Below are 18922 nucleotides of genomic sequence, written 5' to 3' on the forward strand. Positions count from 1 at the left end.
CAAAATGTGGTCAAACGCCTTTTCCGAGCAAAAATCACTGTCAAAACAGAATCGCCTAAAATAAGAAAAAACCCTTATATATCAAGGGTTTCAGCGTTCATATGTATGGTGATCCGGACTGGGTTCGAACCAGCGACCCCCACCCTGTCAAGATGGTGCTCTCCCAACTGAGCTACCGGATCATTTCGTAAGACTAGATTACTACACCCCACCTTAAAAGTCAACACTCTTTTTCAAATCAATCATATATTTCACTCCCCCGCGCCTTAAAATGCTCGATTTTTCGCTTAAAGTACCCACAGGAAAATGTGATATAATGTAGAAACGAATTTTCAAGGTTAAAAGCATACACGGTTAGCTACAATACATGAATATGTGTACGTGGAGATGGCGTGTATCTCATGAAAAAAGAAAAGCCAGAAATAACGCATAAAAGTGGGGAAGTTCGATGAAGAGAAATTTTAAAGAAATGTCAGTGGTAGAACACCTGACCGAGCTTAGGCAACGCTTGATCTGGGTGCTGGTGGTGTTCGTGCTGGCATGCATCGGCGGATTTTTTGTGGTCGGGCCGCTGATTCAATATCTGAAAAATAACAGCATGATCGAGACGGATGTCAACCTGATCTCACTGTCGCCGGCGGATGCGCTACAGATTTATATGCAGTTTGCGTTTCTGATCGGGGTTGTGGTGACGCTGCCGGTGATTTTGTACCATGTGTGGCGGTTTGTCAGTCCGGGGCTGAAGCCAAAAGAGAAGCGCGTCTCGCTGTATTTCATCCCGGCGACGGTTGTGTTGTTTGTCATCGGGATCTTGTTTGGATTCTATGTGGTCTATCCGATGACGCTGATGTTTATGGCGAATTTCTCGGAGGCGATTGGGGTTCCGACGTCGTATGGGATCTCGCAATACTTCGGGTTTTTGTTTAATATGGTCGTGCCGTTTGGATTCCTGTTTGAGATGCCGATTGTGGTCATGTTCTTGACAGCGATTGGGATTATCAATCCGTTCCGGCTGCAAAAAGTCCGCCGATTTGCGTACTTCGGCCTCGCGATTTTTGCGATTGTGGTCACTCCGGCTGACTTTGCTAGCGATATTATCGTGACGATTCCGTTGATTCTGCTGTATGAGTTCAGTATTTGGATGTCGAAGATCGTGTTCCGTAAAAAGGCGAAGGAAGCGGAGAACACGGATTGGGAGACAGATGATGCGGAGTGGGATGAGGAAGAGTAGGGTGTCAGGCTCAGATTGCGTGAGCGAGAGGCAATTCAATTAGATAGTCCAATAGCAAGAGTCCGCTGTCGGTGTAATGATCCGGTGGCGGACTCTTTATTTTGGGGATGGCTGGATGCCGTAGACAAGGGATGCCTTAGGTAAGCTGCTTCGATTTGGAGTTGGCTTGCAGGAGGGGGGGCAGTTGCTCTTAATTCCGGCGTCACTCATGATATGTGGAATCATCTTTCGGCCCCTTTTGGCCCCTCTCCTCCACTGACTCCCCTTCCCCTACCTTACCGTACTCTTGTAGCCTTGCGGGTGCCGACTGTGCCAGTTCCAAGCGGTTTGGATGATGGTCTGGAGGTCTGAGTACTCGGGGGTCCAGCCGAGCTCCTTTTTCGCGCGGTCGGCGGAGGCGATCAGGATGGCGGGGTCGCCGGGGCGGCGGGCTGTGGTGCGGGTTGGGATGGAGTGGCCTGTTACCTCGCGTGCTTGGTCGATGATCTGTCTGACGGAGAAGCCTGTGCCGTTGCCGAGGTTGTAGATGCGGCTCTCCCCTTTTTCCCGTAGCCATTGAAGGGAGAGATAATGGGCATGGGCGAGGTCCATGACGTGGATGTAGTCGCGGATGCAGGTACCGTCGTCGGTCGGATAGTCGTCGCCGTAGATGGAGACGTACTCGAGCTGTCCGAGGGCCACTTGCAGGATGATCGGGATGAGGTGGTTCTCGGGGTCGTGGGCTTCGCCGATCTCTCCGTTCGGGTGTGCGCCTGCGGCATTACAATAGCGCAGGCTGACCGATTTGATACCGTATGCCTGGTCACACCATGTGAGCAGCTTTTCAACCGCCAGCTTGGTTTCGGCGTAGGGGTTGGTCGGTTCAGTAGGGTCAGATTCTTGGATGGGGATCTGCTTTGGCTCGCCGTAGATGGCGGCTGTGGAGGAGAAAATGATGTTTTTCACGTCGTATTTGTGCATCTTCGAAAGCAGTCTGTGGACGGAGACGACGTTATTATCGTAGTAGTCCAGCGGGTCGGTGACGCTCTCCTCCACTAGTGATTGGGCGGCAAGATGAATGACCGCCTCGATCCGGTGATTGCGGAAAATCCCGTCTAGCAGCGCTGTGTCGCGGACATCTCCTTGGTAGAACTTCTCTACTTGCACGGCTTTTTTATGGCCGGTGTGAAGATTGTCGAGTACGATTATGTCTTCTCCTTGGGCGACCAGCTCGGCTACGGTATGACTGCCGATATAGCCAGCGCCGCCTGTTACTAGAATGGACATGGTTCCACCTCCTGGTTGGTCGATATTGCCCGCTATGTCAAAATAGTAGACGCCCGTTACCCTATGGATATGTAGAAATAGGAAAGCGTAGAAGGTAAAGATTTTGATACAAAACAGTTAATGCCTCAATCTCCATAAAATTTTGTTGAAATTACTTATATTTAAAATTATGGATGTTCATAATGATAGAAACAGAACAAAAGGGAAAAATGAATGTGATTGGAGATTGGGATATGTCAGAAAAGATATATGAAGCGTTAACTCATTTTGCTTCTGAATTAATACCACAATCTACCTCCGAGACAATCTATCATTATACAAGCATCGATGGATTACTTGGAATCGTTCAGAACAAACTGTGGCTTTCGAACAGTGAGTTCCTGAATGATTCGGCTGAGCTGATCTATACCTCTGATTTATTCAGTCAACTCTTTCGAGATACGGTATTAGTCCCTGACAAAGAACAAATATCGATTCCGCCAGGCTCATCTATGAAAGACATCCTATGGCATCAACAGTTGGAAATTTTCGCTTTATCCTTGACGGAAAATAGCGATTCCATCACTCTATGGAATAACTATGCCAACTACGAGGGATATAATTTAGGCTTTAAGAGAGCAGAATTAATTGAATGCCTACGAAATTACGCTATACAAAATGGCTTTTTACTGTTTTATGGGAAAATTATTTATGATCTTGAACAACAAAAGAAACTATTAACAAGACTGATCGAGCGATACATATCGAACAAGACAGATATCGAAAATATCTCTGATTTCCTCGCGGGTGTCATCAATCATGTGGATCTGAGTGTGCAGCTTAATTTGTACTCTCTGTTTTTTAAGCATCCATCCTTTTCTCCAGAAGAAGAGTATAGGATTGTTCTGATTAAAAGCAATCATTCGTTTGATGTGAGCTTTCGACATCGATTGGGAATCATTATTCCCTATATTGAAGTTGGAATAGATCAGATCCCTATTACTGAAATTAACATAGGTCCAAAAAATAATATTGATATTGCTAAATTAGGTGTTGAGCGGTTTTTGAGTCACTCGGGGCATACCAATGTTAAAATCCACAAGTCTGCTGTTCCTTTGCGTTATTAATCTTTTAAAGCAAAATAAAAAGGAAAGCTCCCTTACTGCTAAAGAGCTTTCCTTTCCTTATTACTGATAGGCTTTTAGTTGATTACTTGAGACTTCCGCTCAAAATGCTCATGCAACCGATACTCACAAATCTCCCTCGTCCACCTATAAATCAAAACCCGTTCCGCAAGCGAGTCAGCTTGTTCCAGACGAATGGAAAACCTCCCCTCCCCAAACTCCACCAACCCCTTCGAACTCCCACTCCACTTACTCATCGGCATCTGCGCCACCAACCTGCTCACAGCCACCGCATCATACTCCCACAGCGCCTGGGAAGCCTTGTCCGAAAAATCAATCCGTCTCCGATACTCCTTCTCCATCAGATACGTATGAAAAAACGGCGCAACCTCCTCCGGTGCCACAGGGTCAAGCCACTTCTCGACGCCCCGCTCCAGCATGTACAACAGCACGATCATCTTGTAGCTCTTCGCCATCCCCGTACTCTCCACTTCCTGTAGCCACGCCTCGTATTGGTACAGGACGTCCCGTTCCTCATCCGTCAGCTCATCGGCCCAGGCCAAGAAATTCACATACGACTTGAACTCCTGCCGATACTCCCGGCTGCTCTCCCGTCCGTGCAGATGCACCTCCAGATAGCTCGGGATTCGGCCCAGCTCCTGCTTCACTTCCTCGTATGCGGACAAAAGCTTTTCCTTGCGCGGTTGCCGTTTTCTAGCCAGCTCCGTCAGCAGGTTGACCGCCTGCACATCCATGTTCACCTGACAGAACTCAGGTACAGTCGGCAGAGCCGCCGCTTCTTTTTTACCGGTTCGGACAGCGGTGTCGAAGAGCTGCAGCTTCACATCCACATTGCGGTAGTTGCCGATCAGGTCGATGATCGTGCAGTACTCCTTCTCTGGATAAAGCCGCAGACCGCGCCCCACTTGCTGGGTGAAGATCGTCAGCGACTCCGTTGGACGGACAAAAAGCAGCGTATCCACAGACGGGATGTCCACCCCTTCATTAAACAGATCGACGGTAAAGATCACCTGCAGTTCCCCTCGATCCAGCTGACGAATCGCTTCGGGCCGGGATATTTCCTGTGTCTTCGAGTGTAGGCTGATCACCTTCATCCCGCGCTGACGAAACACCTCCGCGAGATAATTCGCCTGTCGGATCGACGAGCAGAACGCAATCGTCCGGGTCTGACGATGCTTCTCCCACGCCAGATAGATTCTCTCTGCCAGATCATCTTGGAGTTGTGCCGCCAATAGCTGCTCCTCATCATAGCGTGTACCGAGCCAAGCGATTTTGGAGTAGTCGGTCTCGTCATAGATGCCATAGTAGCGGAAGGGCGCCAGCCAGCCTTTTTGAATCGCCTCGATGAATGTCACCTGATACGCCACATTCCCGTCGCAGATCGCGTAGATATCCTTGCCGTCCCGACGATCCGGAGTCGCGGTAATTCCTAGTAAAAAACTTGGCTTAAAATGCTTCAACACCCGTTGGTACGTCTTCGCCGCCGCATGGTGGAATTCGTCAATGATGATCAGGTCAAAGGCATCTGGTGCAAATGACTCCAGATTCCGTTTGAGACTCAGCGTATAAATAGAAGCAAAAATTCCATCCGCCTCGGTCTCTTTGCTCACCCCATTGTAAATACCCGTCGTCCGCTCTGGATTGACATGCCCAAAAGATCGGCTCGCCTGAATCAACAGCTCCTCCCGATGCGCGACAAACAGCACCCGCTTGTAGTTGCGGGCGAAAAAAGCCGCCAGATAGGTTTTCCCCAGACCTGTGGCCATGACGACCATCGCTTTGTTGTACTCCTCACTGACGGTCTTCTGCAACTCTTCCAACGCCTGCCCCTGTGCCGGACGCGGAGTGATCTCCAGCTGGTAGGGAGCGGCGGTCTCTTTGGTCATCGTGACCGCTTTTTCTTTGTCCGCATCCCGCTCGAACATCACGTCTATCTCTTCATTGTGAGTCCAGTTGCGGATAAGCTGCGGGTAGCGCTGGTGATGCTCGTCGTACTTTTCTTGGTAGATTCGCACCGTCTCCGGGTTCACGGGAATGGTCTGCTCATGGTAGAAAAACTCCATAAACAGATGCAACGCCTCATCAAACGTAGCCGGAGCCGCCTCCGCCTGCACTGCCAGACTCCACTCGACCCCATACGTCAGCGCGGATCTGGACATGTTGGACGAGCCAACGATAAACACGCCCTCCGTCTCATCCTGCTGCACCAGATATGCCTTGGGGTGAAACGAAATCCCCTTGCTCTGCCACAGCCGCACCTCGATCCGATCATCGATGTCGAGCATCGCTTGCAGACCCGCCGGCTGGGTCACGTACAGATAGTCACCTGCGAGGACCTTGACCTCCCCGCCCCGATCCAGCACCGCCTTGAGATGTGGCGCAAGCAGCTGCACACCTGATCTCATGACAAAGGACGTCAGAAAATAAACTGACGTCGCTTTTTGCAAGGCAGGTATGAGTTCTTCCAGCAGTCTTTCTGTGATGAGTTTAACGCTTGTCATCTTCTACCTCGATGAGGAATAGCTTCTCTTCGAACCCGCCACGTTTTTCCGCTTTTTTGACGCGGACAGCTTCCAGCTCTTCGGGGGTGGAGCCGTGGATGCGGACAAGGGTGTGGATGAGTTCGAGCAGGTCGGCCAGCTCTTCTACGGAGTCGGTGTCGTTCTCGGCTGCGAGGTATTCGTTGAGTTCTTCCTGGCATTTTTTCTGGAGTTCGGTTTTATATTCATCGTCGGAAAGGGTGCGGATGGTGTAGGTTTTTCCGGCTTCGTCCATGATTTGCGGGATGCGGTCGCGGATGAGTTTGTTGTAGATGGGCATGGGGGTGGTCTCCTCTTTGTGTTTTTTTATATGGGTACTTGTTCTTATAAACTTTTATAGATATGAAATAATCGTTGCATATCCATTTCGATTCCGCAAGTACGCAATCTATCTTTTCGCTGTTGGTAGAGCAGGGTGATCATCTGCTCTTGATCCTCGTATCTCGCGTGGTGAATCTTTTTGTGACAGTTGGGGCATAGCGAGACGATATTTGCCGTTACATCGAGGCTGTAGTCGAATTGATCCTGTAGGCTGATCGGAATCAGGTGATGAGCTTCGACGAAGTTTTGACCGGTTTTGCGTGAGATAAAAGTCAGATGGTTGGCGTCCATCTCGCAACGGTACTCCGCTTTCGCCATTGCTTCTGCACCAGTATTCTCGTCACGATCCCACGATTTTCTCCCTTTTTTAAAGGAAGGATCGGGTTTGTTTTTCGGCTTATCTTCTCTTATCTTAACATTCTTCTTGCTTTGGACACGACGCTGGTAATCCGCTTCGTCTGTTTCTTCTACGGCTTGAGCCAGACGCGGGTCGTCAAAAGAAACAATATAAAGCCCCGGTGTTTCCTGATCTTTTTGAAGATAAAGATTGGGAATTTCCAGACCGTAGGGTTTTGCTTTCTTGTCTTCAGCATTTTCATAGAAAGAATAATGGTCGGGGTAAGCATTTTGAATAACTAGAGTGAAATCTTTCATCCAGAATAATCTAGCCTGAGGGGTAGCACGCTCCACACTACCCGTGGTAGAAAAATAAGCCTCGTATGGAGTTCCTTCGAACTGTAAAACAATATTTCTTCTCTCGCCTTTCACCATATCGGAAATCTGGAAAAAAGGGCGAATCTCTATCGGTATTCCTGTCCCTCTATGAAGAAATCCTGATCTGTCTATCTCTTTGAACGCTACATCAGGCGGAATAACCGTCCAGGAATCGGCGCTAATGATATTTTGTGTTTGTGTCATTTGCTCACCGCTCTCAACCTATCTGGAAGTAATTAAGGAAAATCAGCACTATAAATTTTTCTTAATTACAATAGTAAAGCTATTTTCGACAGGATTGAAGAGAACGTGTGCGACAAAAAACGACAATGGAATTGGAAATGAAAATAGGGAACAAAAAACCGTAGAAGACATTTTGTCCTCTACGGCTATCGCATTGATAACATAACCCACACCAAAAAGCACACCGCCTTTTAGCCTCCCTCACTAAAAGTCAGTGTGCTTCCTCTATTCCTTCTTCTCTTCTTCTCTTCCTCCCTCTCCTACCCCTCACACAAATAAACCGGCTCCATATACAGCCTCAGCTTATTCTCCCACTGCCGGCACAGCTCCATCCACCGCCCTTGATGATCAGCCTGATCCACCTGCTCCTGCTCCATCAGCATGGAGAGCGGAATCCCCAGGTTGAGCAACCGACCACTGACGAGAAAACGCGTCACGCCAGCAGGCATCACATGGCCCTGCGCGACCAGCTGCTCCAGTTCCTCTACCGCATAGACCGGATAGCGGAGGCAGACCGTGCCTTCTGCTGATTTTTGGACAGTGCCCCTTGGGCGGCGGAGTACGGCGTAGGTCTTGCTGTAGGAGCCGACGATGCTGTGCCAGACGCGGAGGGTGTCTGACAGATGGGGCTGCTCCCCGCTTTCATGTCCCTTTAGATAGAGATAATAGGTTTCGCCGGACGAATTGATGACTTCTGCGATCGGTCTTTGGCCGTCGATTGGAGTGGTGTGCCAAGCAAGCTCGGGGTGCTTCTTCAGCTCGTGAAACCAGCTCCCGATGGCCACGATATGTTCCCAAGCATCCAGACGTAACTCGTCTTGCTTGACGACCTGCACAGGGATATAGCGGCTGCCCAGATGCTGCAGGGCGGCGGTGCGGTGGGCGCCGTCTAAGATTAGGTAGCGGCCGTCGGTCATCTGCATGGCGAGCGGGGGATGGCGGAGTACTCCGTCCTGCACCAGTGTCATGCTGGTGTGGGTCAGTCGGGATGTCTCGTGCTCTTCGTGCAGGCAGATTTGTTGGGTTTCTACGAGCTGCAATGAGGATAGGACACTCATGTTGGAATCGATACCTCCTGATTGTGTGAGTGAGAAGCAGATGACGGCTGATCCAGATAGACCAGATCGGCATGCGGATGACTGAGAAAATCGTGATGGGAAATCGCCCAGCCATATGCACCGGCGTACAAGAAGCAGATGATATCTCCTACCCGCAGACGGGATATTGGGACGGCCTTGGCGAGTACGTCTTTTGGTGTGCAGAGCTGGCCGACGACTGTCATTTCGGTGTCGTGGTGCTCTTTTCGTGCAAAAGGATATCTCCAGTGATCCGATTCAATTACAGTGAAAGGATGGCTGTGCTGCCAAGACTGTGGCAGACGGAAATGATGGGTTCCCCCACGGATGATGGCGTACGTCTGGCCGTGGTTTTCTTTGATATCCAGTACTTCTACCGCGTAGTAACCGCATGAAGCCGTCAGGTAGCGGCCGCATTCGAAGAAAATCTCCACGCCGGGGATGGCTTCGTCGGCCAGTCGGGCGGCAAGCCCTGTGACGAATTGGTGCCAGTCAAATTGCTGATTGAGATCCGCATAGTTGACGCCGATCCCGCCCCCTGCATTGAGGTAGGAGATATTGAGATGGTAGGTGGTGATCCATTTTTTGATCGTTTGCAGATAGAACGAGACGAGCTCCACATGCTTGCGGGCGTCCAGATTGTTGGATAAGGAGTGAAAATGAAATCCTTCCAGCTTCACATTCTCTAATGACAGAGCCAGTTGGATCGCTTCGTCGATGCGGGATTCGTCGATACCGAACTGGGTTGGGCGGCCTGCCATGGCGAGCGTGGCGTCGGGGAATGGGCCACGGAGGTTGATCCGCAGGAGGATCGGGACGATGATATTGCGTTTTTGGGCGATGAAGTTGAGTCGTTGCAGCTCGTGCAGGCTCTCTACGTGGATGAGCGTGACGTTGTGCTCGATCGCTCCCTCCAGCTCTTCATCTGTCTTGCCCGGACCGCCGAAGAGGATCGGGATGTCGGGGGCGACGGCGCGTACTTTGCGGATTTCGCCGAGGGACGCGACTTCGAAGCCGTGGACGATGGGGGCCAAGGTCTCTAGGATGCGCTGTTCGGAGTTGGCCTTGATCGCGTAGAACAGGCGGCATGGGGACGGGAGGGTCTGTACCCGCTCGGTCACATGCTGGCGCAGGTGTGGAAGGTCGTAGAGGAAGGCGCAGAACGGCTGCTCTCTCTCCTGCTTTTGCTTTTGGATATATTCGGTAACGAGTTTCTTCATTATATATGTTCTCTCCCTTTTGTCTCGTCGGCACACGCCTCTTGGTAGGTATGCAGATGACTGCGCAGGGCGCGGAAAGCGATGCCGCGCTCGTCGCCGAGGACGAATACGCCCACCCCTTTTGCCTGCCACGCTGCTACGTCTTCGCGTGCACGCGGGATGGCACAGTATGGGACGCCGTGTCTGGCCGCTGCTGCCTGCACGTGGGTGAGTGCATCCCGGACGATCTCGCCACGAGTCTGCCAAGGTACGCCGTAGGATTGAGATAGGTCGGCCGCGCCCTCCAGCACCATGTCGATGCCTGGAACGGACAGGATCTCGTCGATCTGGGCGACGGCTTCCTTGCTTTCGATCATGGGGATGACGAGGATTTCTTCGTTGGCCTTTTTCATGTAGGCGACGAGGTCTCCTTTGCCAAAAGCACCGGGGCGCCCGCTGTTGAGACTGCGCATTCCCTCTGGGTAGTAGCGGCTGGCCCGGACAATTGCTTCGGCCTGTTCCCTGCTCTGGACATGGGGTACAACGATCCCCTGTGCACCGCTGTCGAGTGCCCGCAGGATGGTGCCGGGATTGGCGTCCGCGACTCGGACCAGTGGTGTCAGGTGGGCGGCGTCGGCGGCACGGATCATATTTTCCAAGGTCTCCGGGTTGATGAGGACATGCTCGGTGTCGATGATGACGAAATCGAAGTCGGCACATCCGATCATCTCGACCATGGTCGGGGATGGGATCGAGCAGAACAGGCCGAATGCGGGGTGGCCTGCTTGGATTTTTTGTTTGAGGGTGTTGGTTCGCAGCACGTCGGGCACTCTCCCCTGTGAATTTTTCAGATGTTCGGAGTCTGGCTGATGTGGGAACCATCTCACGGTGATCAGCCTATTACACCGTTTTTGGCTTTATTCGTGCTTATCTATGCAACGGATTCGGTACACGGTGTACGCGCAGCTCGGTATCTGGGAACAGACGGCGCTTGGCTAATTGCTCCACCTCGATGGTCGGAGCAAACAGGTCAAACAAGGAGAAGCGCTCCGACAGCTCTGGGAAACGGTTTTGGTACGTCTCCATCACCTGACGAACCAGGTTCCAGAACTTCAGCTCATCGAATCCAAAATGGTCTGCCATCAACAGTGCAATTTCACCTATATTAATGAAGAAAAAGGCATCGTGCATAAAGTCGCGCACCGCATCGAGGTCATCTGTCTCGATAAACGAGTTGCGGTTGACGCGGGCGTGGTACTCTGGTGTTCCCAGCAGATCCGGGCATTTTTCCGGTGCGGTGAGGTGTGCTTTGGAAAAACGGATGCCGTCGTGGAAGTCCTTGAACGCGACTCGTACAGGCCAGCCGTCTTTGTGGATCAGCACCATGTTCTGCGCGTGGGATTCCAAGGCGACCCCGTGGGCATACAGCAGGTGGATGATCGGCAGAATCGCAGCTTCGAACAGTCTCGTGAGCCATGCTTCTGCACCATAGCGGCGAATCCATGCGGCGATCACCGGCTCTCCGCCACGCTCCAGTGAGGTGAGACCGTTGAACGGATAGGCTTGCTCGCCTGGCTCCAGATAGCGGTGCAGGCTCTCGCGCCAGATGCAGCCAAGGATTCCGTAGGTTTTGGATTGCAGCAGCTCGTCGCGTGCCGGTCGGTCGTAGGAGATGCCCATGATCTCGCGCAGCATGATCACCCGTGTCTCTTCGGTGAGGTAAGTGTCGGATTGTACCAGCTCGTGCAGCCAGTCGGAGACATGAGGGGCATTGGATACCGTATGCGGGGCGAGAATCCGGCCGGTCGAGGTGTTGATCAGGCTCATGGAGCATTTCAGATACGCCTTTTTCGGGGAAGAGGAATTCGCCAAGGTGCGGATTGACTGCTGTGGTCGGTAGGTGTCGCCAGATTCGCCCAAGACCACTACACGTTGCTCACGGATTTCTTCGAGCAGAGCGGATGAGATGATTTTGTTCCACTGCCAAGGATGAACCGGGACAAAAAGATAGGTTGCAGGATCAAGACCTTTTTGGCGGATCGTCTCGGTGAATGCAGTGTGTTGCTCTGCTCCCAGCTCTTCTTGGAGAAAAGCGTCATAGTCCAGCTCTTGGGAGATGCTGAAGCGGGATTGCGATCTGTCCACAGCCAGCCATAGCGGGCGCAATTCTTGTTTGAACTCTGGGCCATAGGCGTAATGGTCAGCGATGTCGAAGCCGATGCGGGATTTGTAGCTTGGATGGTACGGATGTCCGTCCATGATATCGCCTTCACACTCATCGTACTGAGCAGGGTTGATCACCCGATCCTCTTGAGCACGCTGGTACTGGGCCAAGGTATCTTTGAGCAGGGTATGCTCGATTTCATTGATAAAAGTCGTCAGGCGACCGTCGTCTGAGCCGAGGCTGTTGCGGATCTCCAGCAGGAATTGGGCGACGGAATCTGCTTCCTCGGAGGTGTCGCCTGCGATGCGGATGATCGGCTTTGGCGTAAGACGGATGCGTCCAAAGGTAAGACGGCGGCTGCCTTCGCAGACGTATTCGACTGGGTTGCCATGCTCATCGGTGGCGGGGATACGGTAGAGTGTCAGGCCCCCCGCCTGCACTGCTTCCTCTGTCACATCCAGCAATCCTTCATATACAATCGCCTCAATCAGCTGGCGAAAAATCCGGCGGCGCACGGCTGTGTACTGCTCAGACTGGATCGCCTCTCCGACGATGTGGGCCTGATTCATCACATGCGGTTGTTGCTTCGGTTGTCTATTCTCTGTCTGGATCGGTGTATGGCTCATACTTCCCTCCTGAACGCGGTCAGCGGATTTGGAATGTTGACATAGAGCGGTCGTTCCCCCCGTTGATAGAACCAACTGGTCAGGTTGGCTTTGGCGGGCAACCAATGGTTATCGATCAGTTCTTGGGCATAGTGTGGATGGGCACTGTTGTGGATCAGCTCTGACTTCTGAATCTCGTCAGCCACGATGCTCCACAGTGCGGTCTCCTCCACGCCGCTGTAGCAAGCCAGCGTATGGAGCAGATGCCCGAGATGATTGACCACTACATAATATTTGAAACGTTCCCATGCTTCTTCATCGCGATAGAGAACGGGGCTTTCATCGGTAACAGTCTGGCCGAACATCCCTTGCTCACGGGCAAAGGTACGTCCGATACTCACTCCTTCGAGGTCGCGGACATAAAAATGGGTGGGCCAGCCTTTTTGAATCGTAATCATCGAATTCTGCACATGCGCTTCCATGCTGATGCCGTGGTTGGTGAACATCCACAATAGCGGCAAGAAGGAGACACTGACATACTGCCGCACCCACTCTTCGACCAGCTCTTGCGGTGTCAGATGCGGACATTGTCCGGCTGCAGTCTGCAAAGCATCCATGATCGGCGGCTGCTCGGCATGTGGCTGGTGCTCCAATAAGCCTGCCACGACGACTGGAAGCTCTTCCTCGGATACGGTGACTGCCGGATTTTCACGCAGGATGATGCCGAATGCTTCGGATAACCTCGCCTGTGTATCTTCTGGCATCTCTCGTGGTACGATCGTGCGGTACCCTGCTTCATGCAGGATGGTGAAGCCGTCAAAATAACGCTGTTGGTTCGTGTTCAAATTCAAGTTTGTATTCAAGTGATGCAGCACCCGGCTGGCATCCATCGTCCGTTCACACTGGTCGATCGGATTCACCCGGATAAAATGCGTGATTCGTACATGCAATGGCAATTTGAAAAAATGCGTATGCTGCGGGTCCCATACCGTCCGGACTGAGGAGGTCGGATAGACGCGATCTCCAAGCGGTCCTAAGTCGATCAATAAGCCTTGGTTCATGAGCTGCTGCACTTCGGGCCAGGTCTTCAGATGAGCCGACTGCCACGGATGGCACGGAATCAACCGATACTGCTGTTGCCACCCATCTCCGAGCCTCTCCTCTGCTGCCTCAACCACCATGGCTGGAAACCACGTCTGCTCAGGCTGACCCGCTGTCAGAAAGGACTCCTGCACCAGCTCCACCGCGCAGGCAAAATAATGCAGGGCAAAAGAAGCTCCCATCTCCGGTGCGTACTTTTCCAAATCTTCCGGCAAGAAACCCTGTGAGCTTTTTGGTGTCGGATGAAACGGATGCCCATAGACCAAGGACTGCTCCGCTGTATAAAAGCGCGGGACTCCGTCAAGCTCCAGGAAGGAACCAGATAAGTCGCGGCTTGGACGCTCGCTGTCTTGTATGTAAATCGTTGTTTTATCGATGGAGTTGTTCACTTGGGTCAGCAGGTTGGTGACGAGCTGCTGTTTTTTCTCGGGCGTTGCATCTGTAGCCGAAGCGAGTTCACCCAGCAAAAGGGCAGCCAGTCCTGCTGTCCCTGGAATCCGTGTAAAGTCTGCACTCCCCGCCTTTTTCACCCAAAAGCTACGCCCATACCGATGATGACCAAATGTCGACAGGTAACGCACAGCCCCCAACAGGACAGCCCCTGTCAGCGGGAGCGTCAGCTTGAGCAAATCCCCCTGCTTCTGAAGCTCTTCTGACAGGAAAGCCGGAAGCTCTTGCTCCCCATCCACCCTCCACTCTGCTGTCGGGTCGAACACACCTGTCTCACGGAAGTACGCATTCAGCAGACGCTCCGCCGCTGCTTGCTCTGCCAGCTCCCTCCGTCCGATCAGCGTCTTGGATGTCTCTGTCGCCTCATCCATGTATTTGTTTATCATTTTTTACTCTCCACCTCATCCTAATCATCTTCATATACCAAGCAGGCTCTGCCTTGCAGGTCCCACATGCCAGCCACACCGCCCCGCCCAAGAACGAAGCTCCCATGATGACAAATGTCCACTCCATCGACAGGATCGACCCAAACATCGCCCCACCCAGTGAACCGGCAATCTGCCCGAACACCATCACGGAGTTGGAGATGCCGATATGCATCCCTCTGTCGCAGGCTTTTGTCTCTTGCGTGATGACGAGAAAAATAGACGGCACGATCGCCGCGAAGCAAACCCCCTGCACGATCCGCAGCGGAATCATCCAGCTCACATCAGCAGGCACGATCTGCAGCATCACGCTGACACCACAGCCGAGCAGGGCCAGACGCAGATTCTTCTCCACCGGATGGCGGTCGTTCTGCCGTCCCCACCACGGAGCAGCCAGCATCGTCGCACCCCATGTGACCGCTTGGAGCACTCCGACCCACGTAGCAGCGTAATTCCCGTGTCCGACCAGTTCTTCTACGCGCGGGGCAAAAACGGTGACCAAGCTGAATGCCCCGAACTGCGCGAGCATCCCGGCGAGCAGGAAGGGCGGCACGCGGCGGTGGCTGAGCAGCTGCCAGAAGGCTTTCGTCAGCGGGATTGGGGTATCTGCTGCTTCCCTTCCTTTTCCAGCCACAGCCTGCTTCGGCTCCTGCAGCACCCACGCCGCCATGACTCCACACAGCGCCGTCAGTACAGCCGTCCCGTACAAAATCGTCTGAAACCCGAAGACATCTGCCATCGTCCCACCGATCAGCGGCCCGATGAGAGACCCTGCCGCCGTAGCACTCTGCAAGCGCCCAAGCACTCGGCCTTGTTTGCCCTCTTCGGCTTCCGCCCCGGCAAAAGCTGCGGTCGCATCGACAATCCCGCCGAACGCTCCCTGCACCAATCTGGCGAGGAAAAACTGCATCGGCGTCTGCGCCACAGCCATCAGCCCTAAGCTCCCCCCGATGCCAAACAGCGCCCGGACAATCATCCACTTCCTCCCAAAGCGATCCCCATACCTCCCCCACAACGGCGAGGTGAGAAACAGCGTGATCGCCGGAGCCGCCAGACACAATCCCGTCCAGAAACGGGCATCCTCCTCGCCCCCCGCACCCAATGTCTCCATATAAAACGGCAACAGCGGGACAAGCACGGTCAGACTGCCGATGGAGAAGAACTGCCCGAGCCACAGGACGAAAAATGGGTTACGCCGGTAGAACGGATTACGTCCACGGAACGAGTTCCCCCCAGACCGCTTACGATGTGGTAACGACGCTCTCGTCTGCATAGCCGACTCCTAGGTTCTGCTTGAGATTTTGCAACGGGTTCTGCGTCACGCCCGCATCTGCCGGCATACTGCCACCACCGGAACCTCTGCGTTTTAACAGCGGCCCAATGAGCAGTCGCGTCGGCCATGTCGGACTTAGCAGCAGTTGCTCTTTTACTACCGCATGCACCTCTGCCGGGAAATCAATCGCAGACAAGCACGTCTCAATCCCCTTTTGGATCTCCTGCCAGAAAAGCGCTTCATCGATGCCATACGCTTTTGACCAGGCATCCACGATGGCGTACAGATTGACCTGCAGGCCGAGCGTTTGCAGATAGGAGAGCAGTTTTTCCGGTGTGTCATTGATCAGGCTGTTCGGCGTTCCCGGCTTGACCGTATAGTTCGGGGCAGCGATTCCTTCCCGCTCCAGCCATGGCAGATGCAGACGGATGGTGTCATGATCACGCAGCAGAATTCCTTGGATGTTCCCACCTCGAACTGTCAGCATCACGTTCTGCCCGTGCACCTCCGGCATGATCCCGTAACGGAAGCAACGGAGCGTGGTCTGGAGGAACATTTGGCTTAGCTCGGCAAACAGCTGAAGAATATGCGCAGGGCTCGGGGTAAGACCTTTTGCCTTCGCCGTCTCCCCGCCAAATCTCTCATGAATCCAACTCTCCACCATCGGGTTCTTCCCATCCCGATCCAACACCGCCAAGGCCGACATCGTGATCACATCTGTCCCTGTATCCTCCAGCAGCTCACGCGGATACTCCCGGATCAGGCAAGCCAGATGCCCTGGCTTATCTGCAAACGGATCTGCATTCGGGTCATCAAATGCCCACCACTTCGTCTCCTGACACAGACGCAAGCCGTCTTGCAAAAACGCATCCTGCTCCATAATCCGAGCCAACAGATGCTGACCCTCCGCCCCATTATGCAGATAGCGCGGCGGCATGATGCGCAAGGCTCCCAGCGAGTAGATCCCGACCGGCACTTTTACATGCTGATGCTGATGCCCCTCTGCTGACACAGCCAGCGCCCGCACAGATGAGGTAGCCCGCACATCCCCCAAGTCCCTGATGACCGGCACGATGATACGCCCCTCCATCTCCTGTCGGAACACCTCAGGCAACACATGCTCCATCTGCCAAGGATGCACAGGCAACAGCGTATACGACTCCAAATCAGCCCCCACCGCTTGCAAAGCCGCCTCGCGAAGCAGCTCCTGCTCCCGAACATCCAACACTCCAAAGGTATAAGCCTCTTCACTCGTACTCGCCTGAATATAATCCCTGCGCACGGCTACCCAATCCAACCCGAAGGAATGGCCGAACTCCGAGCTGTACAACCGATACTCCCGATCATCCCAGCCCCTCTTCGCCCGTGAAGTCGGGTGAAACGGACGATCCCGAAACGCCGAAAACTGCTCCGCATCCAGCATCGCGCCATCAGCACTGTACTGATACTCCTGCAATGCCTGCCAAGACAATGCATGGTGCTGGATAGATTCGCTCAGTTCTGCCAGGAAATCAGACAGGTTCGGCAGCAAGCCCTCCCGCTCTTCCTCTGTCACAGACTCAGCCCATAGCTTCATAAATGCAACCGTGTCACATTCTTCAGCCCTTACGAGTCCACCATCTGCCTGCACCGTGAGCAAAACAGCTGGGGGACGACTGATTTTATATGACTGGATAAAAGGCTGTTCACATACTCTGAACATCAGGGTTCTCCCTCTGTCCAACGGCAGGTAAAAGTAGGACTCATTCGCTTCCAACGGGTATGGAACGTGGCTCGAACCATACTTCCAAGTAGCCGATACCTCTCCCTTTTGCAGAATCCCGAGCAGATTCTCATGGAGCATTGCATTAATCAAATCGTACAAAACCGCTTGCTCAGCATGTTCTTGAGCCTCAGCTGCCCGCCCCGGCTTCCCGTGGTCCTGATTCTTATATGCCTCTTCCTGATCTGCTTCCTCTTTTCTCACTTGCATTTCTCCCATTTCCCCTCCATCCGCTACACCTATCACTTTTGCCTTCTCCTTCTCCATCCCAATCCTCTTACCGTGCAAGTGAAGGGTGGAGGTGGAGCCCCCCCAACTAGAGGGGCAAGCGCACGCCTTTATTCTCCACAACCGCTTTCTGGTAAATCTCCTGCGCACTCGCGATATCCTCAACCGCCATACCCATCGGATTGAGCAAAATAATCTCGTCGTCCGATTCGCGCCCTGCCCTGCGTCCGATCAGGATTTCACCCAATTCAGCGTGCAGTTTTTCGCGGGAGAATTTTCCTTCCTCTACCAGTTGGTTGATCACCTTTTTCTCACGGTTGGATTGATCCCAGTCGTCTACGATCACTTTATCTGCGAGCAGGAATACGTCTTTATGTACGTCCATGATGGAAATATTGCTGACAAATGCACCCTTTTGCAGCCATTCAAACGGCAGATATGGTTTATCCACAACCGTGCTGGTCACCACGACCTCACCCTTGCGTACCGCACTCTCCGCATCTGGAGCAATCACGATCTCAACATGGTTGAATCTCTCACGCAGATCATTGCCCAAGCGTTGCGCCGCTTCTGCGTTCAGGTCATACAGGTGGATGGTCGTAATGTGTGGGAACTGCTCCAGCAAGGAAGTCAGCTGCATTCTCGCAATCACACCGCACCCCATGCATGCGACTTGCTGGAAGCCTTTTTTCGCCAGATGTCTTGCACCCAGCACAGTGACCGCCGCCGTACGCATCCCGCTGATGAGACTCGCTTCCAATACCGCGATCGGATAGTTGCTCACCGGGTCATTGAGGATCACCAGCCCGCTCGCACGCTCCATCCCGCGTTTGCTCGGGTTGTCGTGCTTGCTCCCGATCCATTTGAGACCCGATACAGGCGCTTCCCCGCCGACATAAGCTGGCATCGCGATGATGCGGTCTGCGATATGACCATTCTCAGCATCCACACGCAGGTACGGCTTGAGCGGCTGGACAAAATCCCGCTTCGCATGCAGTTCAAGCGCACGCTGCACCGCTGTCACATACATGTCGGATGAAGCACCGCCGACTGAGATGATATCTTCTTGACTGAGGTAAAGAATGGTTGGACGATTAGACATAGTTTTGTTTCTCTCCTTTTTGGGTCAACGCGTTTACTAGTACGCTAATTTTTTAGATCGGCTGAAGTGATTCATTCCACGCCAAATTTATTACCGAT

General features: G+C 53.0%; 14 protein-coding genes and 1 tRNA gene. 2 read left to right on the forward strand and 13 right to left on the reverse strand.

Translation table 11 applies throughout. From position 1 onward, the window contains the following. Positions 1-106: 106 nt before the first annotated feature. A tRNA-Val gene (locus FGI41_RS10720) sits at positions 107-182 on the reverse strand. Between the two features lie 266 nt (positions 183-448). Here FGI41_RS10720 and tatC point away from each other — a divergent pair. After that, complete coding sequence (gene tatC / locus FGI41_RS10725; protein WP_255298424.1) at positions 449-1231, forward strand: twin-arginine translocase subunit TatC; 783 nt, start codon at positions 449-451, stop codon at positions 1229-1231. A 270-nt stretch (positions 1232-1501) separates the two neighbouring features. On the opposite strand, the gene galE is transcribed toward tatC, so the two are convergent. After that, positions 1502-2497 carry a UDP-glucose 4-epimerase GalE gene (gene galE / locus FGI41_RS10730; protein WP_139490113.1) on the reverse strand — a complete coding sequence of 332 codons (996 nt, stop codon included), beginning with the start codon at positions 2495-2497 and terminating at the stop codon, positions 1502-1504. 182 nt (positions 2498-2679) lie between these two features. Here galE and FGI41_RS10735 point away from each other — a divergent pair, with 182 nt between their 5' ends. After that, positions 2680-3603, forward strand: coding sequence for a DUF2971 domain-containing protein (locus FGI41_RS10735; protein ID WP_176560224.1), 924 nt, complete (start codon positions 2680-2682; stop codon positions 3601-3603). A gap of 74 nt (positions 3604-3677) precedes the next feature. Here the strand turns inward: FGI41_RS10735 and FGI41_RS10740 are convergent, their stop codons facing one another. From FGI41_RS10740 to sbnB, 11 genes are all read right to left on the reverse strand, one after another. After that, on the reverse strand, positions 3678-6122 hold the full coding sequence (locus FGI41_RS10740; RefSeq protein WP_139490115.1) for a DEAD/DEAH box helicase family protein: 2445 nt from the start codon (positions 6120-6122) through the stop codon (positions 3678-3680). Next, positions 6109-6441: a nucleoside triphosphate pyrophosphohydrolase gene (locus FGI41_RS10745; RefSeq protein WP_139490116.1), complete on the reverse strand. Its 333-nt coding sequence runs from the start codon at positions 6439-6441 to the stop codon at positions 6109-6111. Before FGI41_RS10745 ends, FGI41_RS10740 begins: the two co-directional genes overlap by 14 nt. A 44-nt stretch (positions 6442-6485) precedes the next feature. Continuing rightward, the gene (locus tag FGI41_RS10750) at positions 6486-7400 is read right to left on the reverse strand and encodes an HNH endonuclease (RefSeq protein ID WP_139490117.1); all 915 of its coding nucleotides are present in this window, start codon (positions 7398-7400) and stop codon (positions 6486-6488) included. A gap of 299 nt (positions 7401-7699) precedes the next feature. Next, positions 7700-8497 (reverse strand): ParB N-terminal domain-containing protein, encoded by a 798-nt coding sequence (locus FGI41_RS10755; RefSeq protein ID WP_139490118.1) that lies wholly within the window; start codon positions 8495-8497, stop codon positions 7700-7702. Next, positions 8494-9735, reverse strand: a complete 1242-nt coding sequence (locus FGI41_RS10760; protein ID WP_139490119.1) for a type III PLP-dependent enzyme — start codon at positions 9733-9735, stop codon at positions 8494-8496. The genes FGI41_RS10755 and FGI41_RS10760 overlap by 4 nt, the downstream gene beginning before the upstream one ends. Then, complete coding sequence (locus tag FGI41_RS10765) at positions 9735-10535, reverse strand: HpcH/HpaI aldolase family protein (RefSeq protein WP_139490120.1); 801 nt, start codon at positions 10533-10535, stop codon at positions 9735-9737. The genes FGI41_RS10760 and FGI41_RS10765 overlap by 1 nt, the downstream gene beginning before the upstream one ends. 106 nt (positions 10536-10641) lie before the next feature. Further along, positions 10642-12504 (reverse strand): IucA/IucC family protein, encoded by a 1863-nt coding sequence (locus tag FGI41_RS10770; protein WP_255298425.1) that lies wholly within the window; start codon positions 12502-12504, stop codon positions 10642-10644. Then, positions 12501-14420, reverse strand: coding sequence for an IucA/IucC family protein (locus FGI41_RS10775; RefSeq protein ID WP_139490121.1), 1920 nt, complete (start codon positions 14418-14420; stop codon positions 12501-12503). Before FGI41_RS10775 ends, FGI41_RS10770 begins: the two co-directional genes overlap by 4 nt. Continuing rightward, complete coding sequence (locus FGI41_RS10780) at positions 14398-15732, reverse strand: MFS transporter (protein WP_139490122.1); 1335 nt, start codon at positions 15730-15732, stop codon at positions 14398-14400. Before FGI41_RS10780 ends, FGI41_RS10775 begins: the two co-directional genes overlap by 23 nt. Beyond that, positions 15701-17704, reverse strand: a complete 2004-nt coding sequence (locus FGI41_RS10785; RefSeq protein WP_176560225.1) for an IucA/IucC family protein — start codon at positions 17702-17704, stop codon at positions 15701-15703. The genes FGI41_RS10780 and FGI41_RS10785 overlap by 32 nt, the downstream gene beginning before the upstream one ends. 106 nt (positions 17705-17810) lie before the next feature. Then, complete coding sequence (gene sbnB, locus FGI41_RS10790) at positions 17811-18824, reverse strand: 2,3-diaminopropionate biosynthesis protein SbnB (protein ID WP_139490124.1); 1014 nt, start codon at positions 18822-18824, stop codon at positions 17811-17813. Positions 18825-18922 lie beyond the last annotated feature (98 nt).

Source organism: Brevibacillus dissolubilis (genome assembly GCF_006170445.1).
In the GTDB taxonomy this organism is placed as follows: Bacteria; Bacillota; Bacilli; order Brevibacillales; family Brevibacillaceae; genus Brevibacillus_B; species Brevibacillus_B dissolubilis.

Bases quoted from the DNA above. Each gene is read 5' to 3' on its own strand.
- FGI41_RS10750 (WP_139490117.1), bottom strand. From the start codon at position 7,400: ATGACACAAACACAAAATATCATTAGCGCCGATTCCTGGACGGTTATT.
- FGI41_RS10785 (WP_176560225.1), bottom strand. From the start codon at position 17,704: ATGCAAGTGAGAAAAGAGGAAGCAGATCAGGAAGAGGCATATAAGAAT.
- FGI41_RS10775 (WP_139490121.1), bottom strand. From the start codon at position 14,420: ATGATAAACAAATACATGGATGAGGCGACAGAGACATCCAAGACGCTG.
- FGI41_RS10770 (WP_255298425.1), bottom strand. From the start codon at position 12,504: ATGAGCCATACACCGATCCAGACAGAGAATAGACAACCGAAGCAACAA.
- tatC (WP_255298424.1), top strand. From the start codon at position 449: ATGAAGAGAAATTTTAAAGAAATGTCAGTGGTAGAACACCTGACCGAG.
- FGI41_RS10740 (WP_139490115.1), bottom strand. From the start codon at position 6,122: ATGACAAGCGTTAAACTCATCACAGAAAGACTGCTGGAAGAACTCATA.
- FGI41_RS10760 (WP_139490119.1), bottom strand. From the start codon at position 9,735: ATGAAGAAACTCGTTACCGAATATATCCAAAAGCAAAAGCAGGAGAGA.
- sbnB (WP_139490124.1), bottom strand. From the start codon at position 18,824: ATGTCTAATCGTCCAACCATTCTTTACCTCAGTCAAGAAGATATCATC.
- FGI41_RS10780 (WP_139490122.1), bottom strand. From the start codon at position 15,732: ATGCAGACGAGAGCGTCGTTACCACATCGTAAGCGGTCTGGGGGGAAC.
- FGI41_RS10735 (WP_176560224.1), top strand. From the start codon at position 2,680: ATGATAGAAACAGAACAAAAGGGAAAAATGAATGTGATTGGAGATTGG.
- FGI41_RS10755 (WP_139490118.1), bottom strand. From the start codon at position 8,497: ATGAGTGTCCTATCCTCATTGCAGCTCGTAGAAACCCAACAAATCTGC.
- galE (WP_139490113.1), bottom strand. From the start codon at position 2,497: ATGTCCATTCTAGTAACAGGCGGCGCTGGCTATATCGGCAGTCATACC.
- FGI41_RS10745 (WP_139490116.1), bottom strand. From the start codon at position 6,441: ATGCCCATCTACAACAAACTCATCCGCGACCGCATCCCGCAAATCATG.